This is a genomic window from Tianweitania sediminis, from assembly GCF_017813335.1.
GTDB classification, from domain to species: Bacteria; Pseudomonadota; Alphaproteobacteria; order Rhizobiales; family Rhizobiaceae; genus Tianweitania; species Tianweitania sediminis.
Map to the genome: position 1 here is coordinate 1,175,584 of NZ_JAGIYY010000001.1, position 18,155 is coordinate 1,193,738.

An 18,155-nucleotide genomic window follows, 5' to 3' on the forward strand; every position below is an offset into this window, starting at 1 on the left:
CGGGCTATCCGCTCACACCTCGTCGAAGCGGGGCCGTTCCTTCGAATTGTCCCGACCCAGCGCACGTTCTTCGCGGTCGTCGGGAAGCGCCTCGTCAGACTCCTCGTAGGGATTGTCGTCGTCTTCCCCGATCACATCGTAAGCTTCGTCTTCTATTTCGCCTTCGAGCGGGATCAGTGTTTCACCCAGGTCGCTGTCCAGGTCATAAACGTCGCTTTCGGCCAGGAGATTGTCCTCGGCGGTGTCAGTGACGTCCCCTGTCACGGGCGCATCTTCCGAAGGGGTCGGCATGCTCACTGGAGCGGCATTCGGGTCCGGGTATTCGTTTTTGCGGTTGTCGGCCATCATTCATCCTTTCGAGGATCGAGCCTCAACAACCCGTTTGGAGGCGATCCGGTTGCGGCCGACGCTGTGTTTGTGCCACGACGGCGACAAGGAACCATTCCGGGCGCTTTCCGTTAGGTCCGGCATTGCCACAAATCACTTTAGTAAGGGGACACACATGGCTTCATTGTCGAAGATCCGCGACGACGTTGAAAGCGAACTGAGCGATCAGGTCGCGTCGCTGCAAAAGGAAGTTGCGCGGTTGACCAAGACAGTGCGACGGCAGTCTTCGCACGCCTATGGCGACGCGTCCGACAGCCTTTCGGACCTGGTCGACATGCTCCTGAGCGGAACCAAGGATGCCCGACGCGAGCTTTATCATCGTGCCCGTCAGGTTGAGGATACCGCCAAGGAAAATCCGGTCACAACTGCGGTAATCGGTTTGACGTTGATCGGCCTTCTTGTGGCGCTGTTTTCTTCTCGTCGATAAGCTTTTCGGCCGACCGGTTTAGCGGCAGGCTGAAACAACTCTTTTCTGGTGTTTCTGAACGGCGTCCTGCTGCCAAACAGGGCGCCGTTTGCTTTGAGCTGGTCCAAATGAGTGGTGTGAAACACGGGGTTTGATCTTGATCCTCCGCGTGCCGCTTGGTGCTTTTCGCAACCGACGGGCTTGTATCAGCCTCGTTAAGCACTCCTTAGGCATCGATCATCGAGCCGATACAGAACTGTCATGTAACTGTTACATGCATTTCCTAAAGCCTGCCTCGTCGCCAGGGCGAAAAGCTCTGTGGCGCAGATCCGACGAGATTTCTGAGTTCCCAAACGGAGTAGGCTCCATGAACAAGCTCATGCTTTCGACCGCAATTGCGGCTGTCCTTTTCGCCGGCCATGCCTCGGCTCAGTCCCGCGACACCATCCAGATCGCAGGTTCCTCCACCGTGCTTCCTTTCGCTTCGATTGTTGCGGAAGAGTTCGGCAATGCTTTCCCTGACTTCAAGGCGCCGGTTGTCGGTTCCGGTGGTTCGGGCGGCGGCCTGAAGCAGTTCTGCCAGGGCGTCGGCGAGAACACCATCGACATCGCCAACTCTTCGCGCCCGATCAAGAAGGAAGAAATCGCCACCTGCAACCAGAACGGCGTCAACAAGATCCACGAAGTGAAGTTCGGCTACGACGGCATCGTGTTCGCCACGAGCGCCGATCAAGGCGAGTTCAAGCTCGAGCCGGTACACGTCTTCAAGGCGATCGCCGCCAAGGTGCCGGTTGACGGCAAGATGGTCGACAACCCTTACACGACCTGGAACGAAATCGACCCGTCGCTCCCGAACCAGGAAATCAATGTTGCGATCCCCGGCTCCAACCACGGCACCCGCGAAGTTTTCCAGGACAACGTGATCGCCGCTGGCTGCGAAGCTGCTGAATTGCCGGCTGACGCTGGTGAAGAAGCTTGCGAAACCTTCCGTCAGGATCGCGTCGTCGAGATCTCGGGCGACTACACGGAAACGCTGGCTCGCCTGCAAGCCAACCCAGCAACCATGGGCGTGTTCGGCCTGTCGTTCTACGACCAGAACCGTGACACCCTGAAGGTCGCTACCATGTCTGGCGTTTCGCCGAGCCTCGAAACGGTTGCTTCCGGCGAATACCCGGTTTCGCGCCCGCTGTTCTTCTACGTGAAGGGCGAGCACATCGGCACGATCCCTGGCATCCAGGAGTACACCGAGTTCTTCCTGTCCGACCAGATGGCTGGTGCAGGCGGCACGCTTGAAGGCGCTGGCCTGATCCCGATGCCGGAAGAAGAGCGCGCTGCCGCTCTGAAGAGCTTCCAGGACGGCGAAACCAAGTCGGCTTCGAACTAAGATCGATCTTAGAGGCGGAGCTCACCGCTCCGCCTCTAGACCTTTGGATAGAGCGGCGCTTTCGCCCGCCCTGCCGCCTGCAGGTCCTCAGGCAAGCGCATCGCGCGTGTTTCTTTTGAATTCCTTGGGGTGGTTTCGTGAACAGCCTGGTTGTCGCCGCTCTGCTGCTCGTCCTGCTCGCAGTTTCTTACCAGGTGGGCTTGTCGCGAAGCCGCGCGGTTGCCACCGGCAGCACCCTCAAGATGCATTCGCGGCCGAACTACCACGGCATGATGGTCGCGCTTTGGTGCCTGATCCCTGCCGCCCTCATCCTGCTCGCCTGGCTCTTTTTCGGCGACAACATCGAGCGCTCCTACACGCTGTCGCTGCTGCCGCCGGAAGTGGTCAACAGCGACCCCAATCAGCTACGCGACGTTTTGCGACGGGTTGAGCAGATCTCAACCGGCTACGGAGTGGTTGGCGACAGCCAGCCCTATGAGAACGCCGCCGGCCAAGCGCTGCAGGAATTCCGGTTGCTGACCTTCTGGTCCATTGTCGCGGCTGCTGCGGCCGTAGGGATCATCGGTTTGCTGGCCATGCGGGCGCGGATCGCGCCACGCTTGCGAGCCCGCAACGAATTCGAGACCATCATCAAGTTTCTCTTGGCCGTGTGCTCGGGCATTGCCATCCTGACGACGGTCGGCATTGTCGCATCGCTTCTGCGAGAAGCGCTTCGCTTTTTCACCTTCATTTCACCGATCGACTTCTTTTTCGGGACGGTTTGGTCGCCCCGCTTCGCCGCAACGGCGAGCGGTGACTACGGACAATACGGCCTGTTGCCCTTGCTTTGGGGTACATTGATGGTGGCTTCCATTGCCATGATGGTAGCCATCCCGCTTGGCCTGATGTCGGCAATCTACCTGGCCGAATATGCACCGCGGAAAGTTCGGGCCGTTGCCAAGCCGATGATCGAAATCCTCGCCGGCATTCCTTCGGTGATCTACGGCTTCTTTGCCCTTGTGACGCTGGGGCCAGCCCTCAGCGCGCTCGGCGACATGATCGGCGTTCCGATCCGCGCTACCAGTGCGCTAACTGCCGGCATCGCGATGGGGATCATGATCATCCCCTTCGTGTCTTCCTTGTCGGATGACATCATCACCCAGGTGCCGAGGGCGATGCGCGATGGTTCGCTGGGCATGGGTGCGACGAAATCCGAAACCATCAAGCGCGTCATTCTCCCGGCCGCGCTGCCGGGCATCGTCGGCGCCTTTCTTCTCGCCGTGTCCAAGGCCTTCGGGGAAACGATGATCGTGGTTCTTGCCGCAGGCAACGCCCCGATCCTGCGCTTCAACCCCTTCGACGCGACCTCGACGGTGACCGTTTCCATCGTCAACCAGCTGACCGGCGACACCAACTTCGCCAGCCCACAAAGCCTTGTGGCCTTCGCGCTTGGCCTGACGCTGTTCGTGATGACGCTCGGACTGAACGTGATCGCACTCTACGTCGTGCGCAAATACCGCGAGCAATACGAGTAGACCATGACCGACATCACCGCCTCCTCGGCCGCTTCCGCTCCCAATCGCGAGCGCATCAAGGCAAGCCTGCGCCGCCGCCAGGCTGCAGAAACCCGCTTCCGTGCATTCGGAATCGGGTCGGTCCTGATTGCGGTCGGCTTCGTTGTCTTCCTTTTTTCAACGATCCTGCATGACGGCCTGCCTGCCTTCTGGCAGCCCGTTGTCACCGTCGACGTCTTCTTTGACCCGGAAATCATCGAAGTCGATCCCAAACCTGAACCGCTGGAAGGGCAGTCCGCAGCGGAATTTCAGCGCGCCTCCTTGGATTGGCAGCGCCAGGTCACGATGGTGAACTGGAACCGCATCATTCAAAACAGTGTCGCTCGCGAGGCACCGGATGTGGAGCTTTCCGCGCGCGAGATCCAAGCGCTGATTGAGTCAAACGAGCGCTATCGCCTTCGCGACATGTTCGTGGTGAGCCCTGGGCTGCTCGGCAGCACCGTGCCCCTGGAACTGCTGGCGTCCGCCAATGTGGACGTGTGGCTGAAGGGCGATATTGACCGCTCGCTCGGCAACGACCGGCAGCAGTTGCCGGAAGCCACCCGCATTCTGGCTGACCGCTTTTATGAAGATGGCCGCATCCGCATGGCCTTTGCTTCGACACTGTTCACCAACACCGACTCGCGCAACGCACCGGCGGAAGCGGGGCTCCTCGGCGCGTTCATCGGTTCGCTTTACATGATGCTGATCGTGATCGTGCTTGCCGTTCCGATCGGCGTGGCGAGCGCCATCTACCTCGAAGAATTCGCGCCGAAGAACAAGATCACGGACCTGATCGAGGTCAACATCAACAACCTCGCCGCCGTTCCGTCCATCGTGTTCGGTCTGCTGGGCGCGGCTGTGTTCATCAACTACTTCCAGCTGCCCCTTTCGGCCCCGCTGGTGGGCGGTCTCGTGTTGACGTTGATGACGCTTCCCACCGTCATCATTGCCACTCGCGCTGCCCTTCGTGCCGTGCCGCCGTCGCTGCGCCAAGCTGCGCTGGGTCTCGGCGCATCCAAAAGCCAGGCGGTGTTCCACCACGTGCTGCCGGTGACCTATCCCGGCATTCTGACCGCAACCATCATCGGCGTCGCCCAGGCGATCGGCGAAACGGCGCCGCTTCTTTTGATCGGAATGAATGCCTTCGTGACGACGCTGCCGACCACGCCGCTTGATCAGTCGACGGCCCTGCCGGTCCAGATCTTCCTTTGGGAAGGCAATGAAAACCGCAACTACTTCGAACCGAAAACCGCTGCGGCCATCATCATTCTCCTGGCCGTGATGTTGGTCCTCAATGCGATCGCCATTATCTTGCGGTCGCGCTTCGAAAGGCGCGCATGATGTTTAATGCTCCGGAGTCGCAGAAAATGAACACGAACGCCGCGCCGGTCGCGATCGCAGACCCGAAGAAGGTCGACCTGCCCACGGGCTTCAAGACGGTTCGTACACCCGACCCGGAGCCCAGGCCCGTTCGCGTGCATGCCGACGACGTTTGCGTCTTCTATGGTTCCAAGCAGGCGCTGTTCGACGTTTCGATCGACATTCCGGAAAAGGCCGTCACCGCCTTCATCGGACCCTCGGGTTGTGGCAAGTCGACGTTTCTGCGTTGCTTGAACCGCATGAATGACACGATCGAAGGCGCGCGCGTTGAAGGCAAGATCACGCTCGACGGTGAAGACCTCTACGATCCAAAGCTCGACGTGGTGGAACTGCGTGCCCGTATCGGCATGGTGTTCCAAAAGCCAAATCCGTTCCCGAAAACGATCTTCGAGAACGTGGCCTACGGCCCGCGCATTCACGGTCTTGCCAGAAGCAAGACCGATCTCGAGCAGATCGTCGTGGAAAGCCTGAAGAAGGCCTCGCTTTTCAACGAGGTGAAGGATCGCCTGCATGAAGTCGGCACCGGTCTTTCGGGTGGCCAGCAACAGCGCCTTTGCATCGCCCGCGCCATTGCGGTGTCGCCCGAGGTGATCTTGATGGACGAGCCGTGTTCCGCGCTCGATCCGATTGCCACGGCCAAGATCGAAGAGCTCATCGACGAGTTGCGGGCCAACTATACGATCGTGATCGTCACCCACTCCATGCAGCAGGCTGCGCGCGTTTCACAGCGCACGGCGTTCTTCCATCTCGGGATCCTGGTTGAAGAAGGTCCGACCGAGATGATGTTCACGAGTCCTGCCGAGAAGCGCACGCAGGACTACATCACCGGCCGGTTCGGCTGATCCGGGGGAGGGGCATCGCATGTCTGGACATACAGTAACGTCCTTCGACGAGGATCTCGGCGCGATCGACCGGATCATTCGCGACATGGGCCACTTCTCGGCGGCCATGGTGGATGCCGCGGTCGCGGCGTTGCTCAACGGCGACGTAGCCATGGCGCAGCGGGTCGTGGCGGATGATGCGGTTCTTGATACCCGCCAGCGCGAGCTCGACGAGCGCGCCATCACGATTATCGCCAAGCGCCAGCCGATGGCACAGGATCTGCGGGCTGTTGTCGGCGCCATCCGCATGGCTTCCGATCTTGAGCGCATCGGCGATCTCGCCAAGAACATCGCCAAGCGCGTGACCGCGCTCGAAAAGAGCGTGGCGCCCAAAGGGTTCTCGCACAGCATCGAAACCATGGGCCAGCTCGTGCATCAGCAGCTGGAGCGGGTGATCGACATCTATATCGCCCGTGAATCCGAGGCACTGAACCCGCTGCGCACCGACGACGAGAAGATCGACGTGCAGTATACGGCGATCTTCCGCGAACTCCTGACCTACATGATGGAAGATCCGCGCAACATCACGCCCTGCACGCATCTCCTTTTCTGCGCCAAGAACCTGGAGCGCATCGGCGACCACGTCACCAATATCGCCGAGAACGCCTATTACATCATGACCGGATCGCAGCTCCCGGCAAACCGTCCCAAGATGGATGAGACCGGGACCATCATCCCGCTCGCATGAGGTCCTGAGTTGATCGCACCGAAGATCATGATCGTTGAGGATGAGGAGCCTTTGGGCGTTCTCCTCCAGTATAACCTGGAGTCCGAAGGGTATCAGGTTGAGATCGTGACGCGCGGCGACGAGGCCGATCTTCGGCTTCAGGAGCATGTGCCGGATCTCCTGGTGCTTGACTGGATGGTGCCAGGTGTTTCCGGGATCGAAATCTGCCGCCGGCTTCGCATGCGGCCCGAAACCGAGCGTTTGCCTGTGATCATGCTGACGGCGCGCGGGGAAGAAAGCGACAGGGTCCGCGGTCTTGCCACCGGCGCGGACGACTATCTGGTGAAACCGTTTTCCACGCCGGAGTTTCTGGCACGGGTGCGCGCGCTTCTGCGCCGCGCAAAGCCTGAAGTGCTTTCTTCCGTCCTCAAGGTCGGGGACCTGGTGCTCGACCGCGACGCGCATCGCGTGTTCCGCAAGAAAACGGAAGTGAAGCTTGGGCCGACGGAATTCCGCTTGCTAGAATTCATGATGCGGCATCCTGGGCGCGTGTTTTCGCGCGGTCAGTTGCTCGACAATGTTTGGGGCGAAACCATCTACATTGACGAGCGAACCGTGGATGTTCATGTCGGGCGTTTGCGGAAGGCCGTGAACACCAACCGCTTACCCGACGTGATCCGGACGGTCCGTGGCGCGGGCTATTCCATCAGCGAAGAATAGCCGCGGCGGCGGTGCTGCGCGCAGGCAGTGCGCTTGCCGCCACGCCAGCAATCTCAGCATCCAATGTGGTCAAGGCGTGGAGAGCACCGCCTTCCAGCGTTAATGCCATGTTGGGACGCTCAACCACGCGAAAAGAAAAGGCTTCGCTCCGCTGCCCGCCCAAAGTTCGGGCCAGCGCTTCCCGAATGGGCTCTTCCAGGAGGTCAAACGCCGTGGCCCCGATGCCGACCAGCGCCACCGGAGCAGGATCGATCAACGCGAACAAGCTTCCAAGACCGTAGCCGATCGCCGTTCCGGCTTCGTGGAACGCCTCCCGCTCGGGACCATCCCGCTCGCGCGCTGCCACCATCAAGTCTTCCACTTGTGCGTCTGACACTGCTTTCTCCGGCATTTCGGTCGGCGGCAACCCCTTGGCGCGCCGCCAAAGCGCATAGCTGCCCGCATAGGCCTCAATGCAGCCGTTTCTGCCGCAACGGCACCGAGCACCGCCGGGTTGGTGCGTGACGTGGCCGAATTCTCCGGCCGACGACCGCGTTCCATGAAAAACCTCGCCGCGCAGCATCAAACCCATGCCGATGCCGTGGGAAAGCAGGAGCGCCACAAAGTTGCTGCGGTAAAGCGCTGGATCCCCTTGCTGGAGCGCGAAGACCAGCATGTTGCAATCGTTTTCGACGGTTGTTTGAACGCCGAAGCGAGCTTCAAGCAGATCGGCGAACGGAACGTCGCCGTGCGGCGTGATCGGCGACCATAAGAGGCTCCGGGCTTCGGCATCCGTCACCCCCTGGATCGCGAAAGCAATGCGGCGGACCGCTGCCGCCGGCCAGGGCCGGGCTGAAATAAGTTCTGCTATTTCGCTGGTCACCAGGTCAAGAAGATCGCTACGAGCCATGGAGGTGGTTGGCAGGTCGCAGCGCCGCTGCGCCTGCACCTTTCCCGCATAGTCCACCAGTGCAACGGACAGATTGTTCAGCGACAAGAGAGCCGTCACCACCAGGGCGGCTTGCGGCTGCAGCGCCAGCGCAATTTGCGGCCGCCCGCGACGCCCCTGCATCGTGTCAGGGCTTTCGCATAGCACCCCGTCGCCGATCAGATCGGCAGAAATGGCAGAGATCGTGGAATGAGACAGTCGCGTGCGGTTCGCCAGTGCGGTGCGCGACGTGGCGCCTCCAACCCGCACAGCCGAAAGAACCAGATGCCTGTTGCGCAAGCGCAGATCGTCCTGCCGGATGAGCATCGCCGATGCCACCGCTTCCCCCTCCAGATGCGTGAGCCGAAGGGATTATTGACAGAAGGTCGGCTATGAGTCACACTTTTTTCGAAGCTCGAAAAAATGAGCTTTTTAAGCATTCACGCCACAGGCGTGCAGGGAGGAACTCATGAAACGTTTGGCAACCGCCATGCTGGCGGGTGTTGCACTGTCGTTCGCTTTCGCTGGCGCCGCGCAAGCGGAAGGAAAGGTGATCGGCGTGTCCTGGTCGAACTTCCAGGAAGAACGCTGGAAGACCGATGAAGCCGCCATGAAGGCCGCCATCGAGGCTGCCGGCGACAAGTATATTTCCGCAGATGCGCAGTCTTCGGCATCCAAGCAGCTAACCGATGTGGAATCGCTGATTTCGCAAGGCGCCGACGCCCTCATCATTCTCGCACAGGATGCCAGCGCCATCGGACCTGCTGTGCAAAAGGCTGTCGACGAGGGCATTCCTGTGGTCGGCTATGACCGCCTGATCGACAACAAGGACGCGTTCTACCTCACGTTCGACAACGTTGAAGTCGGCCGCATGCAGGCTCGCGAAGTGTTCAAGGTGCAGCCCGAAGGCAACTACGTCTTCATCAAGGGCAGCGGTGCTGATCCGAACGCGGATTTCCTTTTCTCGGGCGCCATGGAGGTCCTGAAAGAGGCAATCGACAGCGGCAAGATCAAGAATGTCGGCGAAGCCTACACCGATGGCTGGCTGCCGGCGAACGCGCAGAAGAACATGGAGCAGTTCCTCACCGCCAACAACAACGAAGTCGACGCGGTTGTTGCGGCCAATGATGGAACGGCCGGCGGCGCGATCGCGGCGCTTGATGCGCAGGGCCTCGCCGGAAGTGTTCCGGTTTCGGGGCAGGATGCCGATCATGCCGCGCTGAACCGCGTTGCTCTCGGCACCCAAACCGTTTCGGTCTGGAAGGACTCTCGCGAGCTCGGCAAGACTGCCGCGGAGATCGCTTCCCAGCTGGCCGACGGCAAGGCGATGTCAGAAATCGCGGATGTCACGACCTTCAAGTCGCCATCCGGAACCGAGTTGACCTCGATGTTCCTTACCCCGGTTCCGATCACCAAGGACAACTTGAACCTTGTGATCGACGCGGGCTGGATCTCGAAGGAAGCCGCTTGCCAGGGCGTCAGCGCCGGCTCGGTTGCTGCCTGCAACTAAGCCCAACATCAAGCGGGTACGCGACCTAGGTTCGCGTACCCGCTTCTTTGCTATTCTAGCCGAAGCACCACGCCGGCTACTTGAGATCCGCGGCATCGATGCGCGGGAGGGCATTCATGACCGACATCACCACTGCACCGGTGGATCGAGCGCGCGCATCCGAACTTGGCTTTGCCGGCCGCTTCTTGAAGGCAACTGAGCTCGACGTCCGCATGCTCGGCATGCTGGCAGCCCTGGTGCTGATTTGGATCACCCTGCATATTCTTTCCGGCGGATTGTTTCTGACGCCGCGCAATCTCTGGAACCTGTCGGTCCAGTCTGCCTCCGTTGCGATCATGGCAACGGGCATGGTGCTGGTAATCGTGACACGCAACATCGACCTTTCCGTCGGTTCGGTCCTTGGTTTCTGCGCCATGGTCATGGGGGTCATGCAGACCCAGTGGCTGCCGCAATATCTCGGCGTCCCAATCGGCAGCTCCTATCTTTGGGTGCTTGCGCTTTGTTCAGGACTTGTTGCTGGTGTCGTGATCGGCGGCCTGCAGGGGTATGTCATCGCATATATGGGCGTTCCCGCCTTTATCGTGACACTTGGCGGTCTCCTTGTGTGGCGGGGTGGCGCCTGGTGGCTGACGAGTGGCCAGACGGTGGCTCCCATGGACCCCACCTATCGCCTGATGGGCGGCGGACCTGAAGGCGCGATTGGCTCGACCTGGAGCTGGGTGGTCGCTGTTGTCGCCTGCATCGGAGTTCTTTTTCTGCTCCGGTCGGTGCGCCAGCAGCGCAAGCGCTTCCATTTCCCCTTGAAACCGGTTTGGGCGGAAGTCCTTCTTGGCGTTGTCGCCTGCGTGGCGATCCTTGGCGCGGTTTGGGTGGCCAACTCCTATTATTGGCCCGCCGGCATCGTCCGGCGCTATGCTGCGGAAAACAACATCGCTGTCCCAGATGGCGGCCTGCAGATCGCGCATGGCATCGCCATCCCGGTTCTGATGGCGATCACGGTCGGGATCGTGATGACCTTCATCACCACGCGCACGCGGTTCGGCCGTTATGTATTTGCGATCGGCGGCAACCCGGAAGCCGCGGCACTTGCCGGCATTGCCACGCGCTGGGTCACCATGAAGATCTTCATGCTGATGGGCCTTCTTGCCGGCATCAGCGCGGCCATTTCGTCTGCCCGTCTAAACGCATCCACTAATGCGCTCGGCACGCTGGACGAACTGCTGGTGATCGCTGCAGCCGTGATTGGAGGCACATCGCTGGCCGGTGGCTCCGGGACGGTGGTTGGGGCGATGCTCGGCGCCCTCCTGATGCAGTCATTGCAATCCGGCATGGTCCTGCTCGGCATCGACACGCCCCTTCAGAACATCGTGGTCGGCCTCGTCCTCGTGCTCGCGGTTTGGGTGGACACGATTTATCGCAAGCGGCTTTGAGGGCAGGATGACCATCATGACCAATCAAGGACCCGCCACTCCAACTGCAACGCCGTTGGTGGACATGCGCGACATCTCGATCGCGTTTGGCGGCATTCGCGCTGTCGATGGTGCGTCGATCGACCTTTACCCGGGCGAGGTCGTCGCGCTGCTCGGGCACAATGGCGCGGGGAAGTCGACCCTGATCAAGATCCTGTCGGGCGCCTACAAGCGCGATACCGGCACCATCTTCGTCAATGGACAGGAAGCGTCCATCAGCAGCCCGCGTGACGCAAAGGGCTACGGCATCGAGACGATCTACCAGACGCTCGCCTTGGCCGACAATGTGGATGCTGCGGCAAACCTTTTTCTCGGGCGAGAATTGAAAACTGCCTGGGGCACGCTCGACGATGTGGCGATGGAAGCTGAAGCCCGCAAGGTGATGGGGCGGCTCAACCCGCGCTTCCAGCGCTTCAAGGACCCGGTGAGCCGCTTGTCAGGCGGCCAGCGACAGTCTGTGGCAATCGCGCGCGCGATCCTCTTCAACGCCCGCATCCTGATCATGGATGAGCCAACGGCAGCCCTCGGGCCGCAGGAGACTGCTCAGGTTGGGGAACTCGTGAAGCAGTTGAAGGCCGACGGCATCGGCATCTTCCTGATCAGCCACGACATCCATGATGTTTTCGATCTGGCGGACCGCGTCTGTGTCATGAAGAACGGTCAGGTGGTGGGCACGGCTCGCACCACCGACGTGACGCAGGACGAGGTTCTCGGGATGATCATCCTCGGAAAGTGCCCGCCGGGGGCCGTTCCGGGTCCGGGTGCCGTCAGGGCTGCCGCCTGATATCGACAGCGATCTCCGGAATGGCCGCTTGACGCGAGAATAAAAAAAGAGGCCCGAAAGGACCTCTTTTTTTCGAAAACCGGCGCGTTGTTTAGCAGCGTGCTTCGTAGCGACGGCCCGTGCGACGGTCCTCATACAGACAATAGCCCGGCGTTGCTGCACGCCCAACAAGATAGCCTGCAACTGCGCCGGCGCCTGCGCCGATCAGAGCACCTTCGGTGCCGCCGGCCAGACCGCCAATTGCTGCGCCACCAACGCCGCCGACCACCGCGCTTTGCTCAGCCGTCGTGCAACCTGCTACGGTGCCAAGGGCTGCTACTGCAAAAATCGTCTTCTTCATTCCGTGCTCTCCTCAAAACAAAGCCTGCTGCGGATCATCAGCAAGTTTGTGGCCTCGGCAATTTATTCCTGCCCCACGTAGCGGTCCTGTTTGGCAGCTGTTGCAACCATGACATCCGGAACTTCTACGGCTGCGTACAACGTCCCATCCGGCTGGAGGTTCCACACGAGTTCTGCATCTTCCTCTTCCATGGCCGGGTCGACAGCGACGCACTTGGCCATGACTTGCGGAAAGCGACCGCTCAGATCCAGCAGAGCAGGATTGACCTCAGCATCGCACTCTTCAGCACTTTCGAAGATTGCCGTCGGAGCCGGAAGCTCCTGGCAGTGAGCCATGTCGTCCGAGCAGCCAATCAGCAGGAGAACAGCAGCAATATGTTCCATGTTGAACATCCTTTCGCCGTCAACAACGGATGATCCCGCCGAGAGGTTCCTTCTTCGTTTCTTTCTTGTGCTTCGGCATTGTTGTTGCCGACTTGCGAAAGAGGATCGGCCCTGTTCGCAGCGCGGCACGTTTCGCATGCACTTGCTGCCGCTGGACAGGGCTAACTCCAGCACGCATCGCTCCGGTAAATTTTTTTCTTGAACAGCCGGAACCAGATCTTCGTCTGCGCTTTATTGCTGCAACACGAGGCGTCGCGTTCTATCGCCCCCCACCCCAAAGCGGTGCTCTCGTGCTTCGTCGGGAACGATCCCCCCTCGGTTCCTGACATTAAAAAGCCGGCCTCAAGGGCCGGCTTTTCTTTTGTGCCTTCTAAGGCTTCAATCCAAAGCGGGCAGCCGCGTGGCAGCCCTTCACGTTCTCACAGAACGCGGCGGAGAACTCCGGTGAAAAGCGAGATCACGATGAAGCTGCCGAACAGCGCAGCCAGAACCGGCGTGATGCCGATGGCGGCAGCGCTCATGCCGACGCCCAGAGCGCCAGCAATCGCCGCAACAACGGAAGCCACGAGAAACCAATAAAGCATCGTCACTACTTCCCTAACAATTCGACGCGGGGTGCGAGCCTCAATCAGCTCGACAGGAGCACATGCACAAAGGTCACGCCACGCGATCGCGACGGGACCTTTGCACTTGCTTACTCTTTTATTTAGTATCCGCTGTCTGAACGTTTGCTGAACGGCAGGGTTCAGGCTGCAGCGCGGCTTTGCTGATCAAAGAAAAGCGCCTGGCTGATCAGGGCCTTCACCATGTCGGGGTTGAAGGGCTTGGTGACGAGGAAAGCCGGTTCAGGGCGCTCCCCGGTCAGGAGACGCTCGGGAAATGCCGTGATGAAGATCACGGGAATCGCGCGGTCGGCGAGGATTTCATTCACGGCGTCGATGCCGGAACTGCCGTCGGCCAACTGAATGTCCGCCAGAACCATCTTGGGATTGGTGCGGTGGAAAAGGTCAGTCGCTTCCGAGTGGGTGCGTGCCACGCCGACAACCCGATGCCCCAGGCTTTCCACCATCTCCTCGATGTCCATCGCGATCAGGGGCTCATCCTCGATCACCATGATATCGGTCGCCACCTGGCGCGAGATCTCGTTGCTGGCTTCGGTCAGCAGTTCGGAAAACTCCGCGTCTGAAACATCCAGGATTTCGGCCGCTTCGGTATCCGTGAAACCCTCCACCGCGACGAGCAGAAAGGCCTGCCGCGGGCGTGGTGCGAGCGCCGACAGATTTGCCATTGCGCTCTGTTCCCAAGCGGAACTCGGCGATTCCTGGGGAACGCGGACAACGATCGAAGTGAACAGCTTCGCAAAGATCTTGTAGAGCGCGATCTTCTCGTTGCTCGCCTGCGGAAAAATCGAAACGTCGGCAATGATGGCTTCGAGCATGGCTGCCACGAGCGCATCCCCGCTCGTTTGCGAACCTGAAACCGCTCGCGAGAAACGCCGCAAATAGGGCAGGTGCGGAGCGATCGACGAGGAAAGACTCATGTTTGGTAATATCCCTCAGGTAGGAAGTGAGCGCCATGCGCGCCTGTCCCATAACACCATCGCGCGAAAAATGTTCCTGACGGAAGGAACATTTTTATAGCGAGACCGTTTAGTGCAGCTTGTGCGCCGGCGAAGAGTGTCGGTAGCCGCGCTGTGCCGAGGCCGGTGCTAAAGAAACTAAGGGCGGTTCGAGAATGAGCGAAAACAACAAATCCGTGCGGCAGCCAGGCGCGCGGGAGAATGGACACCTTGATCCGCTTGGAACGAATTCCGAAATAGGTAGGAAGCTGAAGCAATTCTACGACGGCATCGTTTCGGACACCGTGCCGGATCGGTTTGCGGATCTGCTGAGCAAGCTTGAAGCGGCTGACAGCGCCCGCAAGAAGGACTGATGATGTCAGACGGCCAGCAATTCAAACAGGACTTGCTTGGCGCGATTCCAAGCCTTCGTGCTTTCGGCGTTTCCTTGACGCAGAATTCCGACAAGGCCGACGATCTCGTGCAAGAAACCCTCGTCAAGGCTTGGGACAAACAAGCCAGCTTCCAGCCTGGGACAAACCTCAAGGCGTGGCTGTTCACCATCCTGCGCAACGAATTTTATTCGCAGATGCGCAAGCGCGGACGCGAGGTTCAAGACAGCGACGGCGCCATGACCGCGCGCCTTGCTATCCATCCTTCGCAGCATGGCTCGCTGGATCTGGAAGATTTCAGAACCGCTTTGGAAACGCTACCGGAAGATCAGCGTGAAGCGATCATCCTGATCGGCGCTTCGGGCTTTTCGTATGAAGAAGCTGCCGAGATCTGCGATTGCGCGGTGGGCACGATCAAGAGCCGGGTGAGCCGAGCGCGAACACGGTTGCAGGAAATCCTGAAGGTTTCCGGAGAAGCGGATTACGGCCCTGACGCGATCTCGTCGCATGTGATGGGCTCAGGCGCCGGCGTTTAGGACGCCGGAGCCGTTTCGCTCGAGGGTTCCGACGCCTTCATTGCCGAACGCAGCGCGGCCACGAGTTGCGGCGCCGCATAGGGCTTCGTCACGACCGGCACGTCTTCGAAGGCCTGGAAGGCTTCTTCGCGCTGCGACAAGCCTGTTGCAAACACAAAAGGTATGTTCCGGTCGCGAAGGCGGTGGGCGAGATCGAAAGTCGCGCCGCCGTCGATCATCACGTCGATAACCGCCACGTCGACTGCGTCAGCCGTGATGACATCTTCGGTAATCTCCGCCAAAGCCCGGAAAACAAGCACCTCCGCGCATCCTTCGTCGCGGCAAATATGCTCGACGTCCAGGGCAATCAGGAACTCATCTTCCAGCAAAAGGACGCGTTTGCCCGCAAGGGCCTTGTCTGCCAAACCTCGAACTCCTACCGCCGTGCGTCCTGCTTCGCGTTCATCCCGCCCTGTGTCATTTAAATAAGACACGTTCAGGCCAAGGTCTGGCGGGCAGCTGACAGCGTATGGTTGGCTGCCGCAACTTTCTTGATCTTGTTCTGGAACCTCCGCCGTGCTTGCCCGTTCTCAGCGCGTTAAGGCAACAGGAGTAACTCATGGCCAATTCGCCCACTTCGGAACCCAAGATGAACGACGCCGGCACTTCGGCGAGCAGCAGCGATCTGGAGGCCGAAGTTTCGCGTTTGCGCGCTGATCTTTCGGCGCTGACGAAGCAGTTGAGTTCGGCGGGCAGCCATTCCTATGACGCGGCCAGGGCAGCAGCACAGCAGGGCGTGGATCGCTTGCGCAGCAATGCTCAGGTCCTGGAAGACCAGGTTGTGGAACGCGTGCACGAGAAGCCTTTGCAGGCTTTGGCCATTGCGGCGGCTGCCGGCTACTTCCTCGCTCTGCTTAACCGCAGGTAGGATCAGTGATTGGACCGCTGATAGCGGCTTTTGTTTCCGGTGAAGCGGGATTGGCCGTGGCGCGTACGAAACGCGCGCTCGCGGCCTATCTTGTCGCCGGTATTTTTGCCTTGCTGGGCGCGATTTTCGTGCTGATTGCAGTGTTCGGCTATCTCGCCCGGATCTACGGCCCCGTGACGACGGCAGGATGGTTCGCCATCGTGTTCTTCCTGATCGCTGGCGGAATCGTGGCTGTTCATCGGGTGAAGGCCGGCATCGAGGAACGACGGATCGCACAGAAGCGACGAACCGACCTGGTCGGACTGGGGACGACCGCAGCCGTTGCCGCAATCCCGTCGCTGATGCAGGGACGGCGTCGCCGCGGTGCGGGATTGGCTGCAGCCGCTTCTCCCGTTGCCCTAGCTTTGGCTTACTTCATGTACAGGCGCCACCGCGGTGCCCACAGGTCGGACCTCTAGTCCGACCTTCTCCGGATCTATCGCTCCAACAGAACCGAGATTTCGGCGCGAACACCTTCCGGCAGGAAGCTGTGCTTCACTTCGCTGGTCAGGACCTTGTCCAGACTGCGGCGGATCAGAATTGAGCCGAACCCCGTGCGCGTCGGTTCCATCACGCGAGGTCCGTCCACCTCCTGCCAGGTGAGCGTCAGGCGCGGCTTCAGAATTCCGGTCACCGACCAGGATATCTCCACATGGCCTAGAGGAACCGAAAGCGCACCATGCTTCAGCGCGTTGCTGGCGAGTTCATGCAGGATGAGACCGAGCGCCAGCGCTTGATCCGGCGACAACAGAACACGGTCTCCCGTTGCAAGAATGCGGGGAGCATCAGCTTGCGTAAACGGCATCACCTGCAGCCGAACAACTTCCGTAAGATCGATGCCGCCCCATTCGCGATCCGAAAGAAGCCCGTGAGCCAGCCCGAGCGCCTGGAGCCGTCCGGTGAATGCTTCCAGGAAGTTCCGCGGTTCCTTGGCGTGGCGAACGGTTTGGGTGGCGAGGGCTTGCACGGTGGCCAGGGTATTTTTTACGCGGTGGTTGATTTCCCGCAGGAGAAGGCGCTGTCGCTCCTCGAAGGTCTTGGTATCCGTGATGTCGAAGTTCACGCCAACGACGAGTAGAGGCCGTCCATCGGCATCGCGGTCCAACACGCGGCCGCGGGCGGCGAGCCAGCGCGTTGGAGCGACATTGTGGATGCGGTACTCGCCCGTGTAATCGTTGCCGCTTTCCAGCGCATCACGAATGTTTCTCAGCGCCTGATGGGTGTCACGCCGGTCGATGGCCCTGAAGATCCGCAGGGAGGGTATCCGGTTGGCGTGCGGCAAACCGAAGAAACGCGGCATGAGTTCGTCGCATTCGATCATGCCGGTACGCAGATCCCAGACCCAACTCGCGATGTTAGCCGCTTCAAGCGCCAGGGTGTGTCGCTTTTCTTCTCGAACCAGGGCGGCGCGAGCCTTGTCGCCGCGGTTCGCACTGTCCTTTAGCTTGAATAAGGTGGCGGCAAGGCCTGCAAGCTGCTGCAACTGCTTCAGCTGGACATCGGTCGGTCGGGGCCTGGGGATGGTGTCGATGACGCAGAGGGTTCCAATCTTCTCGCCCATGACAGTCATCGGGACCCCAGCGTAGAAGCGGATCTTCGGCTCCCCCGTGACAAGAGGGTTATGCTCGAAGCGCGGATCTTTGGCCGCGTTTTCGACAACAAACGCATCGTTACCCGGCTGCGCGATGGCATGGGCGCAGAACGAGACATCGGCAGGGGAGCCCGTCAGCGTGGTGCCGGTCTTCGCGTGAAATGTTTGCTGCTCGCGATCAAGCAGGGTGACCAGCGCCACCTTTGTTCCCAGCAGGTCAGAGGCAAGCGAAACTACGTTCTGGAAATCGCTGTCAGGACCGCTCTCGAGGTTCAAGGAGGTCAGCACTGCATTCCGCTCATCGCGGTTCAGCACGTCCCGAACGTCAATGGGGAGTGGATCGCCGTGCGGCTCGCTAACGATCAATTCAGCCCTGCCT

General features: G+C 60.3%; 22 protein-coding genes. 14 read left to right on the top strand and 8 right to left on the bottom strand.

The genetic code is table 11. From position 1 onward, the window contains the following. Positions 1–12 precede the first annotated feature (12 nt). A complete protein-coding gene (locus J5Y06_RS05725; RefSeq protein WP_245247574.1) occupies positions 13–348 on the bottom strand; it encodes a hypothetical protein in 336 nt (111 codons plus the stop codon). A 154-nt stretch (positions 349–502) separates the two neighbouring features. On the opposite strand from J5Y06_RS05725, the gene J5Y06_RS05730 reads away from it, so the two are divergent. The 7 genes from J5Y06_RS05730 to phoB all read left to right on the top strand — a co-directional run bounded on the left by J5Y06_RS05730 (position 503) and on the right by phoB (position 7,360). Continuing rightward, positions 503–814, top strand: a complete 312-nt coding sequence (locus J5Y06_RS05730; protein WP_209334064.1) for a hypothetical protein — start codon at positions 503–505, stop codon at positions 812–814. A gap of 346 nt (positions 815–1,160) precedes the next feature. After that, positions 1,161–2,177, top strand: coding sequence for a substrate-binding domain-containing protein (locus J5Y06_RS05735; protein WP_209334065.1), 1,017 nt, complete (start codon positions 1,161–1,163; stop codon positions 2,175–2,177). Positions 2,178–2,314: 137 nt separating this feature from the next. Further along, positions 2,315–3,691, top strand: a complete 1,377-nt coding sequence (gene pstC / locus J5Y06_RS05740) for a phosphate ABC transporter permease subunit PstC (protein ID WP_209334066.1) — start codon at positions 2,315–2,317, stop codon at positions 3,689–3,691. Between the two features lie 3 nt (positions 3,692–3,694). Further along, on the top strand, positions 3,695–5,053 hold the full coding sequence (gene pstA / locus J5Y06_RS05745; protein WP_209334067.1) for a phosphate ABC transporter permease PstA: 1,359 nt from the start codon (positions 3,695–3,697) through the stop codon (positions 5,051–5,053). A 26-nt stretch (positions 5,054–5,079) separates the two neighbouring features. Continuing rightward, complete coding sequence (gene pstB / locus J5Y06_RS05750) at positions 5,080–5,934, top strand: phosphate ABC transporter ATP-binding protein PstB (protein WP_209334068.1); 855 nt, start codon at positions 5,080–5,082, stop codon at positions 5,932–5,934. Between the two features lie 19 nt (positions 5,935–5,953). Further along, positions 5,954–6,661, top strand: a complete 708-nt coding sequence (gene phoU, locus J5Y06_RS05755; protein WP_209334069.1) for a phosphate signaling complex protein PhoU — start codon at positions 5,954–5,956, stop codon at positions 6,659–6,661. Positions 6,662–6,670: 9 nt separating this feature from the next. Continuing rightward, a complete protein-coding gene (gene phoB, locus J5Y06_RS05760) occupies positions 6,671–7,360 on the top strand; it encodes a phosphate regulon transcriptional regulator PhoB (protein ID WP_209334070.1) in 690 nt (229 codons plus the stop codon). Here phoB and J5Y06_RS05765 read toward each other — a convergent pair. Continuing rightward, positions 7,347–8,606, bottom strand: a complete 1,260-nt coding sequence (locus J5Y06_RS05765; protein WP_342453371.1) for an ROK family transcriptional regulator — start codon at positions 8,604–8,606, stop codon at positions 7,347–7,349. The two genes, phoB and J5Y06_RS05765, sit on opposite strands and share 14 nt — an antisense overlap. A gap of 130 nt (positions 8,607–8,736) precedes the next feature. On the opposite strand from J5Y06_RS05765, the gene xylF reads away from it, so the two are divergent. From xylF to J5Y06_RS05780, 3 genes are all read left to right on the top strand, one after another. Further along, entirely contained in the window at positions 8,737–9,777 is a 1,041-nt protein-coding gene (gene xylF / locus J5Y06_RS05770; protein ID WP_209334071.1) for a D-xylose ABC transporter substrate-binding protein, read from the top strand. A 116-nt stretch (positions 9,778–9,893) separates the two neighbouring features. Next, on the top strand, positions 9,894–11,207 hold the full coding sequence (locus J5Y06_RS05775; protein ID WP_209334072.1) for a sugar ABC transporter permease: 1,314 nt from the start codon (positions 9,894–9,896) through the stop codon (positions 11,205–11,207). Positions 11,208–11,223: 16 nt separating this feature from the next. Then, on the top strand, positions 11,224–12,030 hold the full coding sequence (locus J5Y06_RS05780) for an ATP-binding cassette domain-containing protein (protein WP_209334073.1): 807 nt from the start codon (positions 11,224–11,226) through the stop codon (positions 12,028–12,030). Between the two features lie 91 nt (positions 12,031–12,121). On the opposite strand, the gene J5Y06_RS05785 is transcribed toward J5Y06_RS05780, so the two are convergent. From J5Y06_RS05785 to J5Y06_RS05800, 4 genes are all read right to left on the bottom strand, one after another. Continuing rightward, the gene (locus J5Y06_RS05785) at positions 12,122–12,370 is read right to left on the bottom strand and encodes a YMGG-like glycine zipper-containing protein (protein WP_209334074.1); all 249 of its coding nucleotides are present in this window, start codon (positions 12,368–12,370) and stop codon (positions 12,122–12,124) included. 62 nt (positions 12,371–12,432) lie between these two features. Continuing rightward, positions 12,433–12,753, bottom strand: a complete 321-nt coding sequence (locus J5Y06_RS05790; RefSeq protein ID WP_209334075.1) for a hypothetical protein — start codon at positions 12,751–12,753, stop codon at positions 12,433–12,435. A 419-nt stretch (positions 12,754–13,172) separates the two neighbouring features. Next, the gene (locus J5Y06_RS05795) at positions 13,173–13,337 is read right to left on the bottom strand and encodes a DUF1328 domain-containing protein (protein WP_209334076.1); all 165 of its coding nucleotides are present in this window, start codon (positions 13,335–13,337) and stop codon (positions 13,173–13,175) included. A gap of 161 nt (positions 13,338–13,498) precedes the next feature. Continuing rightward, entirely contained in the window at positions 13,499–14,293 is a 795-nt protein-coding gene (locus tag J5Y06_RS05800; protein WP_209334077.1) for a response regulator, read from the bottom strand. Between the two features lie 194 nt (positions 14,294–14,487). Between J5Y06_RS05800 and J5Y06_RS05805 the strand changes: the two genes are divergently transcribed. Together J5Y06_RS05805 and J5Y06_RS05810 are read left to right on the top strand one after the other, a co-directional pair. Continuing rightward, positions 14,488–14,685, top strand: coding sequence for a NepR family anti-sigma factor (locus tag J5Y06_RS05805; protein ID WP_209334078.1), 198 nt, complete (start codon positions 14,488–14,490; stop codon positions 14,683–14,685). Then, a complete protein-coding gene (locus tag J5Y06_RS05810; protein WP_209334079.1) occupies positions 14,685–15,239 on the top strand; it encodes a sigma-70 family RNA polymerase sigma factor in 555 nt (184 codons plus the stop codon). The genes J5Y06_RS05805 and J5Y06_RS05810 overlap by 1 nt, the downstream gene beginning before the upstream one ends. Here the strand turns inward: J5Y06_RS05810 and J5Y06_RS05815 are convergent. Then, a complete protein-coding gene (locus J5Y06_RS05815; protein WP_209334080.1) occupies positions 15,236–15,643 on the bottom strand; it encodes a response regulator in 408 nt (135 codons plus the stop codon). The two genes, J5Y06_RS05810 and J5Y06_RS05815, sit on opposite strands and share 4 nt — an antisense overlap. A gap of 194 nt (positions 15,644–15,837) precedes the next feature. Here J5Y06_RS05815 and J5Y06_RS05820 point away from each other — a divergent pair, with 194 nt between their 5' ends. Together J5Y06_RS05820 and J5Y06_RS05825 are read left to right on the top strand one after the other, a co-directional pair. Further along, entirely contained in the window at positions 15,838–16,146 is a 309-nt protein-coding gene (locus J5Y06_RS05820; protein WP_245247575.1) for an ElaB/YgaM/YqjD family protein, read from the top strand. Between the two features lie 5 nt (positions 16,147–16,151). Next, the gene (locus J5Y06_RS05825) at positions 16,152–16,604 is read left to right on the top strand and encodes a hypothetical protein (protein ID WP_209334081.1); all 453 of its coding nucleotides are present in this window, start codon (positions 16,152–16,154) and stop codon (positions 16,602–16,604) included. A gap of 17 nt (positions 16,605–16,621) precedes the next feature. On the opposite strand, the gene J5Y06_RS05830 is transcribed toward J5Y06_RS05825, so the two are convergent. Beyond that, the gene (locus tag J5Y06_RS05830) at positions 16,622–18,142 is read right to left on the bottom strand and encodes an HWE histidine kinase domain-containing protein (protein ID WP_209334082.1); all 1,521 of its coding nucleotides are present in this window, start codon (positions 18,140–18,142) and stop codon (positions 16,622–16,624) included. Positions 18,143–18,155: the final 13 nt, after the last annotated feature.

Excerpts from the sequence above, each read along its gene's own strand:
- J5Y06_RS05725 (WP_245247574.1), bottom strand. The coding sequence starts at position 348 with ATGATGGCCGACAACCGCAAAAACGAATACCCGGACCCGAATGCCGCT.
- J5Y06_RS05730 (WP_209334064.1), top strand. The coding sequence starts at position 503 with ATGGCTTCATTGTCGAAGATCCGCGACGACGTTGAAAGCGAACTGAGC.
- J5Y06_RS05735 (WP_209334065.1), top strand. The coding sequence starts at position 1,161 with ATGAACAAGCTCATGCTTTCGACCGCAATTGCGGCTGTCCTTTTCGCC.
- pstA (WP_209334067.1), top strand. The coding sequence starts at position 3,695 with ATGACCGACATCACCGCCTCCTCGGCCGCTTCCGCTCCCAATCGCGAG.
- pstB (WP_209334068.1), top strand. The coding sequence starts at position 5,080 with ATGAACACGAACGCCGCGCCGGTCGCGATCGCAGACCCGAAGAAGGTC.
- phoU (WP_209334069.1), top strand. The coding sequence starts at position 5,954 with ATGTCTGGACATACAGTAACGTCCTTCGACGAGGATCTCGGCGCGATC.
- xylF (WP_209334071.1), top strand. The coding sequence starts at position 8,737 with ATGAAACGTTTGGCAACCGCCATGCTGGCGGGTGTTGCACTGTCGTTC.
- J5Y06_RS05775 (WP_209334072.1), top strand. The coding sequence starts at position 9,894 with ATGACCGACATCACCACTGCACCGGTGGATCGAGCGCGCGCATCCGAA.
- J5Y06_RS05780 (WP_209334073.1), top strand. The coding sequence starts at position 11,224 with ATGACCAATCAAGGACCCGCCACTCCAACTGCAACGCCGTTGGTGGAC.
- J5Y06_RS05785 (WP_209334074.1), bottom strand. The coding sequence starts at position 12,370 with ATGAAGAAGACGATTTTTGCAGTAGCAGCCCTTGGCACCGTAGCAGGT.
- J5Y06_RS05790 (WP_209334075.1), bottom strand. The coding sequence starts at position 12,753 with ATGGAACATATTGCTGCTGTTCTCCTGCTGATTGGCTGCTCGGACGAC.
- J5Y06_RS05795 (WP_209334076.1), bottom strand. The coding sequence starts at position 13,337 with ATGCTTTATTGGTTTCTCGTGGCTTCCGTTGTTGCGGCGATTGCTGGC.
- J5Y06_RS05800 (WP_209334077.1), bottom strand. The coding sequence starts at position 14,293 with ATGAGTCTTTCCTCGTCGATCGCTCCGCACCTGCCCTATTTGCGGCGT.
- J5Y06_RS05805 (WP_209334078.1), top strand. The coding sequence starts at position 14,488 with ATGAGCGAAAACAACAAATCCGTGCGGCAGCCAGGCGCGCGGGAGAAT.
- J5Y06_RS05810 (WP_209334079.1), top strand. The coding sequence starts at position 14,685 with ATGATGTCAGACGGCCAGCAATTCAAACAGGACTTGCTTGGCGCGATT.
- J5Y06_RS05820 (WP_245247575.1), top strand. The coding sequence starts at position 15,838 with ATGGCCAATTCGCCCACTTCGGAACCCAAGATGAACGACGCCGGCACT.